The sequence below is a fragment of the Lacibacter sediminis genome, from assembly GCF_014168535.1.
Classification (GTDB): domain Bacteria; phylum Bacteroidota; class Bacteroidia; order Chitinophagales; family Chitinophagaceae; genus Lacibacter; species Lacibacter sediminis.
The window spans coordinates 2,641,495-2,659,365 of sequence record NZ_CP060007.1; the positions used below are offsets into that span (position 1 = coordinate 2,641,495).

General features: G+C 40.3%; 12 protein-coding genes. 11 read left to right on the plus strand and 1 reads right to left on the minus strand.

Features of this window, described 5'->3' with window-relative positions; genetic code table 11:
* Positions 1–79: 79 nt before the first annotated feature.
* The 10 genes from H4075_RS11170 to H4075_RS11215 all read left to right on the plus strand — a co-directional run bounded on the left by H4075_RS11170 (position 80) and on the right by H4075_RS11215 (position 14,395).
* Positions 80–1,321: an oligogalacturonate lyase family protein gene (locus H4075_RS11170; RefSeq protein WP_182800935.1), complete on the plus strand. Its 1,242-nt coding sequence runs from the start codon at positions 80–82 to the stop codon at positions 1,319–1,321.
* A 22-nt stretch (positions 1,322–1,343) separates the two neighbouring features.
* Positions 1,344–4,163: a glycosyl hydrolase gene (locus tag H4075_RS11175; RefSeq protein ID WP_182800936.1), complete on the plus strand. Its 2,820-nt coding sequence runs from the start codon at positions 1,344–1,346 to the stop codon at positions 4,161–4,163.
* A 4-nt stretch (positions 4,164–4,167) separates the two neighbouring features.
* Positions 4,168–5,826: an alpha-L-fucosidase gene (locus tag H4075_RS11180; RefSeq protein ID WP_182800937.1), complete on the plus strand. Its 1,659-nt coding sequence runs from the start codon at positions 4,168–4,170 to the stop codon at positions 5,824–5,826.
* Between the two features lie 106 nt (positions 5,827–5,932).
* The gene (locus H4075_RS11185) at positions 5,933–6,925 is read left to right on the plus strand and encodes a family 43 glycosylhydrolase (protein WP_182800938.1); all 993 of its coding nucleotides are present in this window, start codon (positions 5,933–5,935) and stop codon (positions 6,923–6,925) included.
* Positions 6,926–6,934: 9 nt separating this feature from the next.
* Entirely contained in the window at positions 6,935–7,924 is a 990-nt protein-coding gene (gene mgrA / locus H4075_RS11190; protein WP_182800939.1) for an L-glyceraldehyde 3-phosphate reductase, read from the plus strand.
* Between the two features lie 146 nt (positions 7,925–8,070).
* Positions 8,071–10,806, plus strand: coding sequence for an alpha-L-rhamnosidase (locus tag H4075_RS11195; protein WP_182800940.1), 2,736 nt, complete (start codon positions 8,071–8,073; stop codon positions 10,804–10,806).
* A gap of 202 nt (positions 10,807–11,008) precedes the next feature.
* Complete coding sequence (locus H4075_RS11200) at positions 11,009–11,806, plus strand: HNH endonuclease (RefSeq protein WP_182800941.1); 798 nt, start codon at positions 11,009–11,011, stop codon at positions 11,804–11,806.
* 465 nt (positions 11,807–12,271) lie between these two features.
* Positions 12,272–13,075 (plus strand): hypothetical protein, encoded by an 804-nt coding sequence (locus H4075_RS11205; protein WP_182800942.1) that lies wholly within the window; start codon positions 12,272–12,274, stop codon positions 13,073–13,075.
* 328 nt (positions 13,076–13,403) lie between these two features.
* The gene (locus H4075_RS11210) at positions 13,404–13,838 is read left to right on the plus strand and encodes a hypothetical protein (protein WP_182800943.1); all 435 of its coding nucleotides are present in this window, start codon (positions 13,404–13,406) and stop codon (positions 13,836–13,838) included.
* Positions 13,832–14,395, plus strand: a complete 564-nt coding sequence (locus H4075_RS11215) for a hypothetical protein (RefSeq protein ID WP_182800944.1) — start codon at positions 13,832–13,834, stop codon at positions 14,393–14,395. The genes H4075_RS11210 and H4075_RS11215 overlap by 7 nt, the downstream gene beginning before the upstream one ends.
* Before the next feature lie 89 nt (positions 14,396–14,484).
* On the opposite strand, the gene H4075_RS11220 is transcribed toward H4075_RS11215, so the two are convergent.
* Complete coding sequence (locus H4075_RS11220) at positions 14,485–15,981, minus strand: PDDEXK family nuclease (protein WP_182800945.1); 1,497 nt, start codon at positions 15,979–15,981, stop codon at positions 14,485–14,487.
* Between the two features lie 149 nt (positions 15,982–16,130).
* On the opposite strand from H4075_RS11220, the gene H4075_RS11225 reads away from it, so the two are divergent.
* Entirely contained in the window at positions 16,131–17,657 is a 1,527-nt protein-coding gene (locus tag H4075_RS11225; protein ID WP_182800946.1) for a glycosyl hydrolase family 28 protein, read from the plus strand.
* The last annotated feature ends 214 nt before the right edge of the window (positions 17,658–17,871 follow it).

A 17,871-nucleotide genomic window follows, 5' to 3' on the forward strand; every position in this document is an offset into this window, starting at 1 on the left:
GGAAAAGTAGCAGGATTGTACAGGATAACCGTCCTGCTTTTAAGTCTTTACTTTATAGGCTGTTTAAAAGCTGTATAAAATGAAATTTCTCTCAACGGTTGCTCTGCTGTTCGCTACTGTATTGTCCCTGCATGCACAGGAAGTCCTCGAAACCGGCGGTAAAAAGATGCCGGACGAATGGATCGATAAAGACACCAAACATCGTGTAGTCAAATTAACAAGAATGGAAGGCAGGAGCAATCTCAGCTTTTACTTTCACAACAATCCTTTCATCGGCAACTCGATGGTGTTTTACAGCAGCAACAAAAACAATGTTGACAGTGTACGTAAACAGGAAATTTCAACTGTTGTTTCCGGTAACCGACAAATTCATTTACTTGATCTCAAAACATTAAAGAGTGAACAATTAACTCATCATCGCTTGCCGATGAATGGCGAGATCGTTGATAATAAAAAAGGAATCGTTTATTACCAGATCAGGGATACGGTATTTTGTGTAAATGCAAAAACAAAAGAAGTGAAAACTGTTTTTGTTTTTCCTGCTGATTTTAAAGGAACGGTGACGGCGATTAATGCTGATGGTACATTGTTAGGCGGTGCAAAATCAAGCGACGAAGAAAAAGAACTCTTTAAAAAATACCCCAACAAGTCAAGCTACTTCGATATTATTTACGAAGCAAAGCTGCCACGTACCTTGTTCACGATAAATGTAAAGACAAAAGAATTAGACAAAGTGCACAGCGACAGTGCATGGCTCAATCATGTACAGTTCTCAACAACCGATCCAAATCTTTTGATGTTTTGTCATGAAGGCCCCTGGCATAAAGTGAACCGTATCTGGACGATCGATGTGAAGACGAAGAAGATCACGCAGATCCACAAACGCATCATGGATATGGAAATAGCGGGGCATGAGTGGCCGAGTGTGGATGGACAAATTATCTGGTACGATCTGCAACAACCACGCAGCACGAAATTTTATGTGGAAGGGCATCACGTTAAAACCGGGCAAAAAACAAAATATGAATTGCAGCGTGATGAATGGAGTATTCATTTCAACAGTAATAAAGACAATTCATTGTTTTGTGGTGATGGTGGTAATTCAGGACAGGTTGCAAGAGCGAAAGATGGTATGTGGATCTATTTATTCAAACCCGATGGGGATAAGTTTATCTCAACCCGTTTGGTGAATATGAAGCATCACAATTATCGTCTTGAACCAAATGTGCATTTCAGTCCCGATGGTAAATGGGTGATCTTCCGTGCCAACTTCGAAGGCATTGAGAATGTCTATGCCGTTGAGATCAACGAAACAAAATAAACATCAGCTTATCAATATACGAATGAAAAAATTTATCACTCTTCTTTCCTTTAGTTGTTCCATCATCGTTGCACAAGCACAATTAAACTGGCCATCAGTTAACAATACAACCAAACCCTGGACACGTTGGTGGTGGGAAGGCAGCGCTGTAAACAAAGCTGATCTTACCTGGAACTTACAACAATACCAACAAGCCGGCTTGGGTGGTGTGGAGTTAACACCCATCTACGGCGTGGAAGGTTACGAAAAACAGTTCATCGATTTTCTGTCGCCGCAATGGATGCAGATGTTTTCTTATACACTCAACGAATCAAAACGTTTGGGGCTTGGTGTTGATTTGGCGAATGGAACGGGCTGGCCTTTTGGCGGACCATGGGTGAAAGACGAAGATGCCAGCAAAAGTATTTTCTACAAATCGTTTACTTTAAAAGGCAGCGAACAATTGAATGAAGCTGTTGAATACAAACAGGAAGGCTTCATCCGCACTGCCAATAATAAACCGGCAACATTTGAGCAGGTGTTGAAACCTGTATGGACAAATAAAAATTTACAGGCATTGGCATTGGATCAGATACAATACCCAGGCAAATTGCCTTTGCAAACATTGATCGCTTATTCTGATAAAAATGAAACGGTTGATCTTACAACAAAGGTTGATGCAAATGGAAAATTAAACTGGACTGCGCCATCTGGAAACTGGACACTGTATGCTTTGTTCCAAGGCTTACATGGTAAGATGGTGGAGCGTGCAGCACCCGGTGGTGAAGGTTATGCCATCGATCACTTTTCATTACAGGCTGCTACCAACTATTTCAAAAAATTTGATGCATCGTTCAAAGGCTATGATATTTCTTACCTGCGTTCCTTCTTTAATGATTCGTATGAAGTGGATGATGCAAGAGGACAAAGTAACTGGACAGCAACTTTCTTTACAGAGTTTAAAAAACGTAAAGGCTACGATCTCAAAACACAATTGCCAGCATTGTTTGGAAAAGATACACCCGAGAAAAACAGTCGTGTCATTTATGATTACCGTTCGGTAATTGATGAACTGTTGCTGGAACATTTTACCATGACCTGGAAGAAATGGGCGAGCACCAAAGGAAAGATGCTGCGTAACCAATCGCATGGTTCACCTGCAAACACATTAGACTTGTACAGCGTGGTTGATATTCCCGAAACAGAAGGAACAGATATCCTCCGTTTCAAATTTGCGACCTCAGCAGCAAATGTATCGGGCAAACAATTGGTATCATCTGAATCAGCTACATGGCTCAATGAACATTTCTTATCAAGCTGGGGCGATGTCAAAAAAGCAATCGACTTATATTTCCTCGGTGGTGTGAATCATATTTTTTATCATGGCACTGAATACTCACCGAAAGAAGCAAAATGGCCGGGCTGGTTGTTTTATGCAGCCGTGCATTTTCAACCAACCAATCCGCAGTGGAAAGATTTTCATGCACTGAACAGTTATATTACCCGCACACAAAGTTTTTTACAAAAAGGAAAACCGGACAACGATGTGTTGCTGTATTACCCCATTGTTGATCGCTATGCAGAACCGGGCAATGTATTACTACAGCATTTCGATGGCATGGAACGGAATTTTGTGAATACAGAATTTGAACATGTATCAAAATGGATGGTAGAGAAAGGATACAGTTTTGATTTCTTCAGCGAACGCCAGTTGCAGAAGTTTACCAATAGCGGAAACAATATCATCAGCAGCGGCAATGTCTATCGCACTATCTTATTACCTGCCAATAAACTCATCACAGAAAAAGCATCCCAGCAATTAGTAAAACTGGCGCAACAGGGTGCAACCATTCTTATTTATAAAAACCTGCCGCAGGATGTGCCGGGCTTTAATCAACTGGATGCAAGAAGAAAAACATTTCAGCAATTGATCAGTCAGTTGAAATTCTCTAAATCAGATAATCTGCAGAAAGCAATTGTAGGCAAAGGTGCATTCATGATCAGTGATGACCTGGATGTTTTGTTGCTGACAGCAAAAGCAAGAAAAGAAAGCTATACAGAGAAAGGCTTGTCTGTTCTTCGCCGGAAGAATGCAGAAGGAACCATGTGGCTCATCAACAACCGTACTGACAAGCCGTTTGAAGAATGGATTGAAATCAACAGCAATGCCGCTTCTTTTGGTTTGTTTGATGCCATGACAGGCAAAAAAGGATTGGCGAAATGGCGCAGGAACAGCAAGGGTGCAGTTGAAGTGTTGCTGCAATTGCAATCATATGAAGCCATCATTGTGCAATCATACGCAACAAAGAAAACAGGCGCTGCATTTCCATACAAAGAAAGCGTTGCACAACCACAGGAAATAAAAGGAGAGTGGACAATCAGCTTCCTTGACGGTGGCCCAACGATTCCGGCAGCAATCACCACTACCACTTTAAAATCATGGACTGAACTTGGCGAAGAAGATGTAAAGCATTTCTCCGGTACTGCGAAGTATAGCATCTCATTTGCAAAACCTGCCGGTAATGCAGGTTCATATTTGCTCAATCTCGGTGCTGTAGATGAAACTGCGGAAGTAATACTCAACGGCAAAAAGATTGCAACAGTCATCGGCCCCGTGTTTCAATGTGTAATTCCTGCATCAGCTATGCAGGCCAGCAACAAACTCGAGATCATCGTTGCCAACTTAATGGCCAACCGTATTATTTACATGGATAAGAATAACATTCCGTGGAAAATATTTTACAATACAAATATGCCTGCACGAAGGGCAGAAAACGCTAAGAAAGGTATCTTCACTGCAGCCGCATGGAGTCCGTTATCATCCGGACTACTCGGCCCTGTTACGATCACCCCTTTAAAATAAATCTATGCACCGCAGAACCTTACTGAAGCAATTAGCTGCTTCTGTTCCTGCAGTATGGCTGGCACAACATGCAGATGCTGCTTCTTTCTTTTCGTCAGATGATTTACAAATTGCAGACGGACCTTTTCAACCAAACTGGAATTCATTAGAACAGTATAAAACACCCGACTGGTACCGAAATGCAAAGTTTGGCATCTGGGCACACTGGGGACCGCAATGCGAACCTGAGTTTGGCGATTGGTATGCACGTGAAATGTATATGGAAGGCAATGGCAAATACAATTACCATGTTTCAAAGTATGGTCATCCATCGGAGTTTGGTTTTAAAGATGTGATCAACGAATGGAAAGCGGAGTTGTGGAATCCGGAAGAGTTATTGGAGTTATATAAAAATGCAGGTGCCAGATATTTTATGGCACTGGCGAATCATCATGATAATTTCGATTTGTACAACAGTAAATACCATAACTGGAATTCAACGAAGATCGGACCGAAGAAAGATTTGATCGCAGGTTGGGCGAAAGCAGCACGCAAGCAAGGTTTGCATTTTGGTGTGAGTGTGCATGCAGCGCATGCATGGAGTTGGTACGAACCTGCACAGCGCTCCGATACAAAAGGACCGAAAGCAGGAATTCCTTACGATGGCAAACTCACCAAGAAAGATGGCAAAGGTAAATGGTGGGAAGGCTTGGATCCACAGGAACTGTATGCACAAAATCATCCTCTGAGTAAAGCGAGTAATGATAATGCAGTGATACATGCACAGTGGGATTGGGGTGCAGGTGTAGCTGTTCCGGACAAAGCTTATTGCGATAAATTTTTCAAACGCACCATCGATCTCATTGATAAATACGATCCCGATGTGGTGTACTTCGATGATACCGTGTTGCCTTTATATCCCATCAGTGATGTTGGGCTAAAAATCGCTGCTCATCTGTACAACAAAAGCATCAAAACAAAAGGTTCGTTACAAGCTGTTATCAACGGAAAAATTTTAAATGAGCAGCAACGCAAATGCATGGTGTGGGATATTGAACGTGGACAAAGCAACAGCATTGAACCATTGCCCTGGCAAACCGATACCTGTATCGGCAGCTGGCATTACAATAAACCCATCTTCGATAATCATCGTTACAAATCAGCGAAAACAGTTGTACATACATTGGTGGATGTGGTGAGTAAGAATGGGAATTTGATGTTGAGTGTGCCTGTAAAAGGGAATGGCACCATCGATAGTGATGAACGAAAAATTGTTGAAGAGATCGGCCGCTGGATGAAAGCAAACAGCGAAAGTATTTACGATACAAGACCGTGGACGATTTTTGGCGAAGGACCTGCATTGGAGAATGCAGCACCGCTTTCGGCACAAGGTTTTAATGAAGGAAAAGGTAAACCAATGGAAGCGCAGGATATCCGCTTTGTTGTGAAAGCTGATGTGTTATATGCAACCGTCATGGGCTGGCCGGAGAACGGCAAAGTGCTCATTAAAAATCTCGGCAGCAACAGCCAGCATTACAAAAAGAAAATAAACAAAGTTGAATTGCTTGCTACTAAACAAACGCTGGCATTTGAACAAACAGCAGATGGATTGTTGGTGAACTTTCCGGAAAACAGACCGGAGGAGTTTTATGCAAATGCATTGAAGGTGATGAGTAGTGAGTAGTGAGTAGTGAGTGCCGAACATTCTGTATGTCTATCCCCTCTTGGGAGGGGTGGCAACATCTAACACAATCAACATAACCAATGGGGTGGGTTACTAAAGAAAACAAATGACCAAATTCTCAAACTATATCTTCTTCTTTTTCTTCCTGCTGTTCAGCATTCAACTCTCAGCACAAAACAAAACCGTCCCCAAACCTTTATACGACGATCCCATTTATCATGGCGCTGCTGATCCCGTCATCATCTACAACAAAGCAAAAAAGAAATGGTGGATGCTGTACACCAACCGTCGTGCATCGATTGAAGATTCAACCGTGCAGTGGGTACATGGTACAAGAATCGGTATTGCCGAAAGCAAAGACGGTGTAGAGTGGAACTATGTTGATACCGCCAATATCAATTACCGTCCCGATGTTGGTTACACCCATTGGGCGCCTGATGTCATTGAACACAAAGGAACCTGGCACATGTATCTCACTTATGTGCCAGGCACATTCAAAGACTGGAATCATCCACGGGTGATTGTGCACCTCACCAGTAAGGATTTAAAGAACTGGAACTATCAATCAACATTGAAGTTGGTAAACGAGAAAGTAATCGATGCATCAGTGTACAAGATCAACGATACCAGCTTCCACATGTGGTACAACAATGAAAAAGATGGCAAGAGTATTTATTATGCCGACAGTAAAGACTTGTACAACTGGGTCGATAAAGGCAAAGCCATTCCAGCAAGAGGCGAGGGAGCGAAAACATTTTATTGGCAGGGTAAGTATTTTATGATCATCGATGCATGGAAAGGCATGGAAGTGTACTCATCGACTGATTTATTAAACTGGACCAAACAACCCAAACGAATTTTAGAAGAGCCCGGCAAAGGAAAAGATGACCAGGCAATTGGCGGACATTGTGATGTAGTGGTGAGTAATGGTCGTGCTTTTATTTATTATTTCACACATCCGGGAAGAAGCAAAGCAAACCCTGCTGCAAGAGGTTCATTTGATGAGAAGCGAAGTGTAATACAAGTGGCAGAATTGAAATTTATCAACAATGAAATTGTTTGCAATAGAGACGAAGCCTTAACTTTCAAGCTGAAATAATCTGAAGCAATGTCTTACTCAGCAAACGAACAACGTTATCAGCAAATGCAATACCGCCGCTGCGGAAAAAGCGGTATCCAGTTATCGGCACTTTCATTGGGCTTATGGCACAACTTCGGTGATGTGGATGATGAAGCCGTGTATCGCAAAACCTTGCACACTGCTTTTGATTGCGGCATTACGCATTTCGATCTGGCCAATAACTACGGACCACCTCCCGGCAGTGCAGAAATTAACTTCGGCAAAATATTGAAGAATGATTTCGCTGCTTATCGTGATGAGTTGATCATTTCCAGTAAAGCAGGTTATTATATGTGGCCCGGCCCTTATGGCGAATGGGGAAGTAAGAAAAATCTTGTTGCAAGTTTGAACCATAGTTTAAAACGCATGCAGCTCGATTATGTAGATATCTTTTATCATCATCGTCCTGATCCCAACACACCATTGGAAGAAACCATGACTGCACTTGATCTCATCGTTCGACAAGGAAAGGCACTATATGTTGGTATCTCCAATTATAAAAGTGAAGATGCAGCAAAAGCATTTGCCATTTTAAAAGAATTGGGCACACCTTGTTTAATTCATCAACCCAAGTATTCCATGTTTGAACGTTGGGTGGAGAAAGATGGTTTACTCAATGTGCTTGAAGCTAACGGTGTGGGTTGCATTCCTTTTTCTCCATTGGCACAAGGACTGCTCACCAATAAATATCTCAAAGGAATTCCGGAAGGTTCACGTGCAACAAAAGGCGTGTTTTTAAAACAGGAACAGATCACCGAAGAAGTGTTGACGAAAGTAAGAGCACTCAATGACATTGCAACAACACGTAATCAATCATTGGCACAAATGGCATTGGCCTGGTTGTTAAAAGATGAACGGGTGACGTCTGTATTGATCGGTGCAAGCAGTTCAGCACAGTTGCTTGATTCGGTTGCTTGTTTAAACAATCTTGCTTTTACAAATGATGAGTTGAGCAAGATCGAAACTATTTTGGGCTAAAGCCCATCAATCACGAGTTTCATTTGAATTGCCCCGGCCTTAAGGCCGGGGCAATTCAAAGACAAGCCTCTAATGGGCTTTAGCCCTGATTGATTTTTATTATTGAACACAAAGAATTAAGTCATATAAAACGCATCATCATCATCATGAAAAAATTAAGCTTCCTTCTCCTTATTCAATTACTGGTCGTATCAGTTTTCGCACAGCTAAAAGTCGAACAACTCAAAACAGAAAACCTAACCAATCCCATCGGGTTGGATGTACTGCAACCATACTTCAGCTGGCAGTTGGTTTCTGATCAACGCAATACAATGCAATCTGCATATGAACTAAGAGTAGGCACAGAACCGGCCGCATTGGTCAAAGGCGAAGGCATTTGGAAAACAGGCAAGATCAATTCCGATCAATCAATTCATGTGCCGTACAAAGGAGCAGCACTCACATCAAACAAAAAATATTACTGGCAGGTGCGTGTATACGACAACAATGGTAAAGCTTCAGCATGGAGTACAATTGCTCATTGGCAAATGGGTTTACTCTCTGCTTCTGATTGGAAAGCACAATGGATCGAACCGGGTTATAAAGAAGACAGTGTGTTTGCTGCACCACTGATGCGCAAAGAATTCAGCAATTCGAAGAAAATAAAATCGGCAACGGCCTATATTACTGCGCATGGTTTATACGAAGCACAGATCAACGGCAAACGGGTAGGTGATGCATACCTTACTCCCGGCTGGACGAGTTATAACAAACGTCTGCAATACCAGGCCTATGATGTAACTGCCTTGTTGAAGAGCGGAGCCAATGCTATTGCTGTTACACTGGGCGATGGTTGGTATCGTGGAAATTTCTCCTTCGATCATCGCCGGAATATTTATGGAAAAGATATTGCACTCTTGTTTCAACTCGAGATCAGTTATACCGATGGAACAACAGCAACCATTGTATCGGATGCAAGCTGGAAATCTGCTACAGGTGCCATCCGTGCAAACGGAATTTATCAAGGTGAACTCATTGATGCACGACAGGAAAAGAATGGATGGACAGTTGCAGGCTATGATGATAACAACTGGGCTCCCGTTAAAACAAGCAATGCATCAAAAGATATATTAGTTGCTACCTATAACGAACCCATTAAAAAACATGAACGCTTTGCAACAGGAAAACTTATCACTACACCCAAGGGAGAAAAAGTGATCGACTTCGGGCAAAACTTAGTGGGCTGGGTGCAGGTAAAACTAAGAGGCAAAGCTGGCGATACCATCAAAATATCACATGCAGAAGTGATCGATAAGAAAGGAAATTTTTATACCGACAACCTGCGTGGTGCAAAAGCACAAGCTGTGTATGTACTCAAAGGAAACGGCGAAGAGATCTTTGAACCGCATTTTACCTTCTTTGGTTTCCGTTATATAAAAGTAGAAGGTGTTGCAGCTGAATTACAGCCCGAAAATTTTACCGCCATTGCTTTGTATTCTGCTATGGAGCAAACAGGAAGTTTCACTTCGTCCAATGAAAAGATCAATCAACTGCAACATAATATTGAATGGGGATTAAGAGGAAATTTTTTAGATGTACCAACTGATTGTCCGCAGCGTGATGAACGCATGGGCTGGACAGGTGATGCACAGGCTTTCTTCCGCACAGCAACATTCTTACGAGGCGTCAATAATTTTTTTAACAAGTGGATGAAAGATGTGGCGGCCGATCAAATCAAAACAGGAAGTATACCACATGTTATTCCAAATGTATTGGGCGAACAGGGATGGGCAGCAGGTGGCAGTGCAGGCTGGGCCGATGTATCAACCATCATCCCCTGGGAAATGTATTTGGTGTATGGCGATAAACGCATTCTCGAAAACCAGTACAGCAGTATGAAAGCATGGGTGGGTTATATGCAAAGCCAAAGCACAAATGATTTATGGAACAAAGGCAGTCACTTCGGCGATTGGTTGTTTTATACCATGGCCGATGATAATGATGGTAACGCCGCCATCACCAATAAGTATTTAATTGCACAATGCTTTTACGCTTACTCTACACAGTTACTCATCAATGCAGCAAAAGAGTTGGGAAAAAAAGATGATGTAGCAACATATAGCAACCTGTTACAAAAAATCAAAGAAGCATTCTTAAAAGAATATACAACGCCCAATGGTGCCACCATGAGCAACACACAAACATCGTATGTGCTGGCTTTGCAGTTCGATCTGTTTCCTGAAGCCATGCGTCAACAGTCGGCCGACAGGTTGGTGGCAAACATCAAACAATACGGTAATCATTTAACCACCGGGTTTTTAGGAACGCCTTATTTATGTCATGTGTTGAGTCGTTATGGATATAGTGATGTGGCGTATACATTGCTGTTACAGGAAACCTATCCATCCTGGTTGTATCCTGTTACAAAAGGTGCTACTACTATTTGGGAACGTTGGGATGGTATCCGCACCAATGGCGATTTCCAGGCCATCACCATGAACTCCTTTAACCATTATGCATACGGCGCCATTGGCGATTGGATGTATCGTGTAATGGTGGGGCTCGATAACGAAGATGGTTCCATTGGTTATAAGAAGATCCGCATCCGTCCGCATATCAGTGGCAAGTTCACCCATGCATCAGCCAACTACCAAACACAATTTGGTAAACTCAGCAGTGGTTGGAAATTGGAGAATGGAAAACTCATCCTGCATGCAGAAGTGCCGGCCAATACAACTGCTACTATTTATATTCCTGCAACCGCTGCAACTGATGTATTAGAAAATGGTCAGCCGCTTTCATCTGCAAAAGAGATACAGGTAGTGGGTAAGGAGAAGGAGTATGTTGTTGTGAAAGTTGGCTCGGGGAAATATGAATTTAGTACTGCTTATACAGCGAAGTAAAGGCAATAAGAAAAGCATGATGTAACCGGCGATATTGCTACTATCATCTTCTGTTGCGTCGCACTCTTGTACTGTAGTAATTCTATTCAGTATTCTAACTCCCGAGGTCGGCTGAGACCAAGCCCTAGGCCAAGACAATACATCAAATAATATAATATATTTGTATGGACAGTAATTTTAATGATAACATATAGAAAATACTATGGAGTGCATTTTTTGTGACCAAGAAAATACTGCGAAATCGATTGAGCATATTGTTTCAGAAGCATTTGGGAATAAAAGTTATGTCGCACAAAGGGGAAGAGTGTGTGATGATTGTAACAATAGGTTTTCAAAATTTGAAGGAACTGCTTTATCGAATAGTGTTTTTGTAATGGAGCGTGCAAGACTTGGCATTGCGACCAAAAAAGGGAAAAATGCAAAAGGAAAAGTTGATAATTTGGAAATAGCAGGTCACGAAGAATTTGAAAAAAACTTAATTACTATTAAAGGTTTGACGGATGATAACTTCATAGCCTTTGACCCTGATACTAAAACCGGAAAACTTTATGTGAAGTCGTTTGATAAGAGTGAAGTAGCTGCTTCAAAACTATTATTAAAAATGGCTTTATCTTCAATTTTCACTTCCCAACGAGAGTTGTTCAACAAATACGATTTTACAAACTTAAAACGTTTTCTTACAAACAAGGACAATGCCGATTGGCCATTTATGACCAGTGGCTATGAAATTGGAAAGTTTCAAAGTATACCTCGTTTTACGGATAAATTCAACTTGGGTAAGGTAAGATGTTCCTTACGATATTTTGAAATGGATGAGAATACCCTTTTGTTTATGTTTACTTATGGCGCCGTTTCAATGGTTATTAATTTGCTTAACAGAAATCTTGAATGGATAGAATCGTATAGCAATAGTGATAGTGTCTCTAGTTTATATCCTGAACATTTCAGAAAAAAAACTGTTACCGAAAAGAGGATTGTTGCAAATGGTTCCAAACAATAAAACATCAGCAATATGTTACTATCAGAAATTATTCTTGTTTCGTCGGCCTTAGTCTAGCCTCAGCCGACCTCGGGAGTTAGAAAACTTTTCTCGTATAAAGAAAAAACCTATTTTAGAGTTACGTCAGCAAGTGAAACTGCAACTGTGAATCACCGGAACAGCCAGAGCTAACCCAAACTCCACGCTTTACCCCGGATATTTTATTTTGATTGCTGCGCAAGAGAAGAGCAGAGTTGATGTGCCGGGATGCACCAAAGAAATATATTGACAGAAAGTGTATAACAACATTAACCGTGTATAAGCATTTAGGAACGTTTGCGTCCGAATAATGAAAAAGCGGATTGTGGTAACAACAATACAAAAAGTAGCACATTATCTAGTTAAATAGCAATAACACTTGTTTTATTTTGTTGCGTATAATAGCGTAAATATTACTGTTACCCACCATTTTAAAAAATCGACACAGTGACATTAATAATATCTTGGATAGGAGTTGACGACAAAAAAGACGGTAAAGAAATCTCTTCTATTTACATTTCGTCCGACAGCAGATACACTTGGAGGAACTTAGGAAAATATGATTATGGAGTAAAAGTCTTCGGCTCGACAAAATTTCCTGAAATATTCGGTTTTTGTGGTGACGTATTGTTTCCATCAACTATACTTGGACAAATTATTCCACAAATTGACAATGGTATATTGTTCGAGAATTCTGACAACGCAGAAACTAAAAGCAATAAAATATTCTCTTACTTAAAGACATCGTTTGAGAGTTACCCAAAAAATTTCATTGGCGAAGGTTTTACCATACTTCATGGGACTAGATTTGAAAAGTCATTTAAACTGTTCAAAACTTATCTCGGGTCGGACAAACAATTGCACAAAAAAGAAATTCCATTGGGCAACATCTCAACCAAGGTATTTAGCGGAGGCTATGGAGCAAGTGAATTTGACGAAAACTGGTTACAATGGGAAAGTGAGAAACATAATGACTACAGAACAAGTAGAGCAGTTTATCATTGCTTGTATAAAACATTAAAGGACATTAAAGACCCACGAACAGGTGGACTTCCACAAATTGTTGGGCTATACAGGAATAAGAATGCGAGACTGTTCGGAATTGTGGAGAACGATAAAAAGTATATTTACGGAAAAGAAAGCTCTGAGGACATAAATTCATCAAGCATTGAGTGGAGAAATGGAAATTTTGAACGCATGAACCCCGAGACATTGAAAATATTTGAGAGTGCACAACGACAACCTCAATAAAGAAGCAACTCCCTGACTCTCCACAAATATTTACTAAGGCATTTGGGGAGGTCGAGGTGGCGGGTAGTTTAACGACTACCTTCAGGGTATTTAAGAGTCAACTGTGGTGTAATTTAGATAGCACATCCACAACTAAGTGGAAGGACCTGGGGCGGAGCCAGGCGGCTTTTTTAAAATTTGATGAAGAAGAAAAATGGCTGATAACACTGGTTTTGTATCAGGGCTGTCATGCAAACTTGGAGCTTTGTGATTCTATTAAAGTTCAGTGCTATGAAACCCACCCGAACGGAAGGTCCGAAAACGTTGGCAGAAATAAAACATAATATACATGAACAAGCTTATTTCAAGACGGGGTATAATTCTAATTATTATTCCACTTTTCGTGGTTTTCCTTCAGGGTTTTTTACGCTTTGTATTGAAACATGACTTTAATACTCTTGGAATAACATTAGGAGCTTTAGGGCTTGGTCAAATGTTACCTTTTTTTTACTTCGACCATTTTATTGCTAATAAAGTGTTGGCTGTGGCACCGAGCTATAAAATGAACACCGATGAGTTACAAATTTCATATAAAGTAAAAGGAAATGTAAATCCGGAAGAAATCGACAAAGTTAAAAATTGGTTCATTATAGCTATGTTTGTTAGCTTAGCATTATTTTTAATAACAATTTACTTAGGTTTATCTGGAGAAATTGAATGGCATGTTTTTTTCGGAGGATTAAGTTGCATTATATCATGGATATTACTTGTTTTTAAATGGTAACTACTAATGCCTTACTGATAATAGGAGTGGTACTAAGTATTGCTTTAATATTTAGTGTTTTCATGATTATTACTAAATCAAGAAAAATTAGAAGCAACACAATTTTACAAGAACAAAGTTTGGATGATGCAATAAAAATTCTTACCTCACATTTTTACGAAAACGCAATAAAAGACGTTCATAAAAATGAAATCGAATCAGCAAAGCTAAAAACTCTTTTTGAAAAGGAATTATTAGCTCAATTTTTACTTGATCAAAAAATTTATCAAATTCAATCAAAGCAATCAAGAATTTTCAAAGCGAAAATTGACAATGTTTTAATTGCGAATGCAATTATTGACAATTTAAAAGAAAGAGAAAAAAATATTGAGTTTATAAAACGGAGTGCAAGTCTGTATATTAATATTGCAAAAATTATCACTTTACTATATTATTTGGAAAGAAAAGAATCTCAAATCAACTTAGACTTTAGTTCTCAAAATTTCCAATTAGATAAATATCGTTTTCGGATCGAAAAGGATATCCAAGGATCTGAACAAATTTTTGTTGAAGAGTAATTCCTGCTGCCTGCAAAAGTATTTTACGTCCGCACGGGGACTGGCCTTAGCCTATCCCGGGAATACGTAGAAGGATTGAATAAAGGATGTTAATCAACATCATAATGGTAAACAAATTCGTAAACATCCATGATTTCATCCTCTCCTGCCTGCTTTTTAAGTTGCTGAAAAATCTCTTGTTGCACTAAATAGTGGTTTTGGGCTTCTTCACAGTAGTCTTTTATTTTAATGGAATATTTGCAAGATAATTTAACTTTTATCTGGTCGTCAGAATTTTGTTCGGATTTTAAAACTATTACATCTCCTGGATTCAAAAAGTCATACTTACCATTTTGATCATAAACTGAATATTTCCCATATGCGTTTCTGTCATTGGGTTTATTATCCCCCGAAATGAGGATGATTTTATTTTTGTGGACTTTTCCCGATTTAGGGGCGGACAAAGTTTTGGGAAATAAACTAATTCTTGTAGCTCCTTCTCGTTCAAGAAATTTTATGTTGTTACCATCACCGATAACGTGAATAATGCGACTAAATGGACCATGTTCAAATCTGTAGTCTGCGTAAATGTGCGGAATCTTATGTATTGGTCCCCCTTTGTCATCGACCAAAAGAATTTGTTCGTATTTCAAGAGAGCCCATACGGAAATTTCAACTTGACTCGAAAATGGAAAACGTTCCCAAAAGTTCCGGACTGCTAGGTTATTCTTCATATTTTCAAGTCGTTCTTCTTCAGTTTCGAATTCGTCATATATCATGCTGGAGTCAAAGCCTTCAAACATGTCCCATTCTTTGAGTCGTGCATTATAAAAACCATAGTGCATTCGCAATTGAACCCAAATGCCATATACATTGTTCCCCTTAAAATAATATTTCCCCCATCTAGGTCTTAAATGAAAATCAGCGTATTCTTTTTCTCTGGGATAGAGATTGTCATTAATATCTCGTATTAGTATTTCGTGATGGCCAATGTTTTCTTCACCCAATACTTTGTACAATTTATTTTTAATAGTAACTAACGAGCGAATTTCTGAAGTGCGTGTTCTCTTTTTTGTAACTAATGAAATTCCAAAAAAAGTGAAAAGAATACGATCGTACTTCGGCATATGCAGCATATCTTCTAATTCTGCATTACCCCATAAATAAAACTCCATTACACCAGCTTTTTTAAGTCCTTCTCGAAATGCATCGTAGAATTTCTTGGAAAAAACAGCCGACGCTACTAGAATGTAGCCATATGGTGGAGAGTTTGGATTTACTGTTTCTTTTATTATTTTAGCTACTTTCTGTGGACCGATTGATTTTTCACGTTTACATTGAATCATCCATAAATTACCATCCATTGGATGTGTTGAAGGTGTTTCATCTTGTTCACTTTCTGATTCAGAATCATTATAGTTTTGAAAGACCCTTTCATAAGCCCGAATATCAAACCCTTCGTCGCTGCCTGCTCGACCGGTTGCTTCAATTGATTGCCAGTCTTTATAGTCATAAATTAATTCCCTTACAAGATCTTCAAATCTGTGAGGTTCGAGATCCTCAAAGTGTATTGGGCCATAAGTTCTAGTTACAGATGCTTTTTTCATGTTTTAAAGATATAAGAACATTTGAACATAATTTAATTCATTACCGAGTAAAAAACGTTCCAGTTTCTCATCATTTCTCCTCCGTAACAGTACAGGATGTTCTTCTTCCTCATCCCGCTTATTTTTATCCGATTGCTAAAGCATGCTGTATGAAAAGATATCTTGCTGTTATTCTTGTTTCCTGTTTTGTGTTGTCGGTTTCTGCCGCTCCTCCCAACAAGTACAATCTCATGATCGCTCCCGGCACGTTGTCTGAAACATCGGTGACTTTGTTGTGGGATAAGCAATATGGCGGAGATAGTTTGATGTATCACATAATCGTAAATGGTAAAACGCATGGGTTTACAGGTAAGACGAATTATACGTTAGATAAATTAAAACCTGCCACAACTTATAAAGTATCATTTCAATTAATTACCGGAAAGAATTCACAAACTAAAAAACAAACAGTTTTAAAATTTAAAACAGCAGCCCAAGGAAAAGTTTATAATATCCTCGACTTTGGTGCAAAGAGCGATTCTACCTTCATCAACACGAGCTTCATTCAAAAAGCCATTGATGCCTGCACGGCAGGAGGCACGGTGTATATTCCCAAAGGAACATTTTTAAGTGGCGCCCTGTTTCTGAAAAGTAATATGACCTTGCATGTGGCAGAAGGCGCTGTCTTACAAGGTTCGGTTGATACGCTTGATTACCTGCCACTGATCAAAAACCGTTTCGAAGGTTGGGAGATGTACACCTATGCAAGTCTCATCAATGCCGGTACCTTAAACCGTGATGGCTCGTACAATGTAAGGAACCTGCGCATCACCGGTGGCGGTACCATTAAAGGCGGTGGTAAAAAACTGGAACTGGCCTGCAAAGCTGCAAGAGGCATCCGCAGCAGGGGTCGCCTGATCTTATTAATGAACAGCCAGGATGTTAGCATCGACAACCTGACGATCACTGAACCTCCCTGCTGGACGATCCACTATCTCTACAGCGACAATATTTCCTGTCATAACCTTACCATCATTACAAAAGGCATTCACAATGGCGATGGCATTGATCCTGATTCATCCACCGATTCATACATCTTCAACTGCACATTCGATACAGGCGATGATTGTATTGCCATTAAATCGGGTAAGAACCCCGAAGGTTATTATGTAGGCAAACCAACTACCAATGTGCGGATCACCAACTGTAATTTCATTCGTGGTCATGGTATTTCCATCGGCAGCGAAATGAGTGGTGGTGTAAGTGGGGTGCTGGTGCAGGATTGTAAGGCAGGTGCGTTGTTGCATGGTATGCAGATCAAAGGCACCAAAGACCGTGGTGGTTATGTAAAGAATGTAACGGTCGACAATTGCCAGTTGATGAAGATCACGATTTTCTCAGCGGTGAATTATAACAACGATGGGGAAGCTGCTCCTGTGTTACCCACCTTTGAAAACTTTGTGTTCAAGAATATTGATCTGTCGCAGGCGAATGTAAAAGAGCCCGTGATCAATATCAACGGGTTTACCGATCCGAAGCATAAACTGCGGAATGTTGTGTTTACAAATCTTACGCTTCCGGAGAATGGAAAGGTAGTGATCAATGATGCGGAGAAGGTGAAGTTTGAAAAGGTGAAAACGGTAAATGGCCAAAAGCCGGAATATGTTGTTAAGAGTAGTACGGGTATTGTGTATTAGTGGAATGAAAGAGAACCCACCCCAACCTCCCGTGAAGCGGGACAGGCTCTCCGAGGAGGGGATAAGACGCTTCGGATGTGGCTTTACATTACGAAGAAAACTCCTTTTCGTTTCCCGTCATTGCGAGCCTTGTTGTTTGGCGAAGCAATCTCCCGTTACGGAGTTTGAATGAAGCAAAGCAGATTGCTTCGGCACAACTCCCTGCACAAAGCCG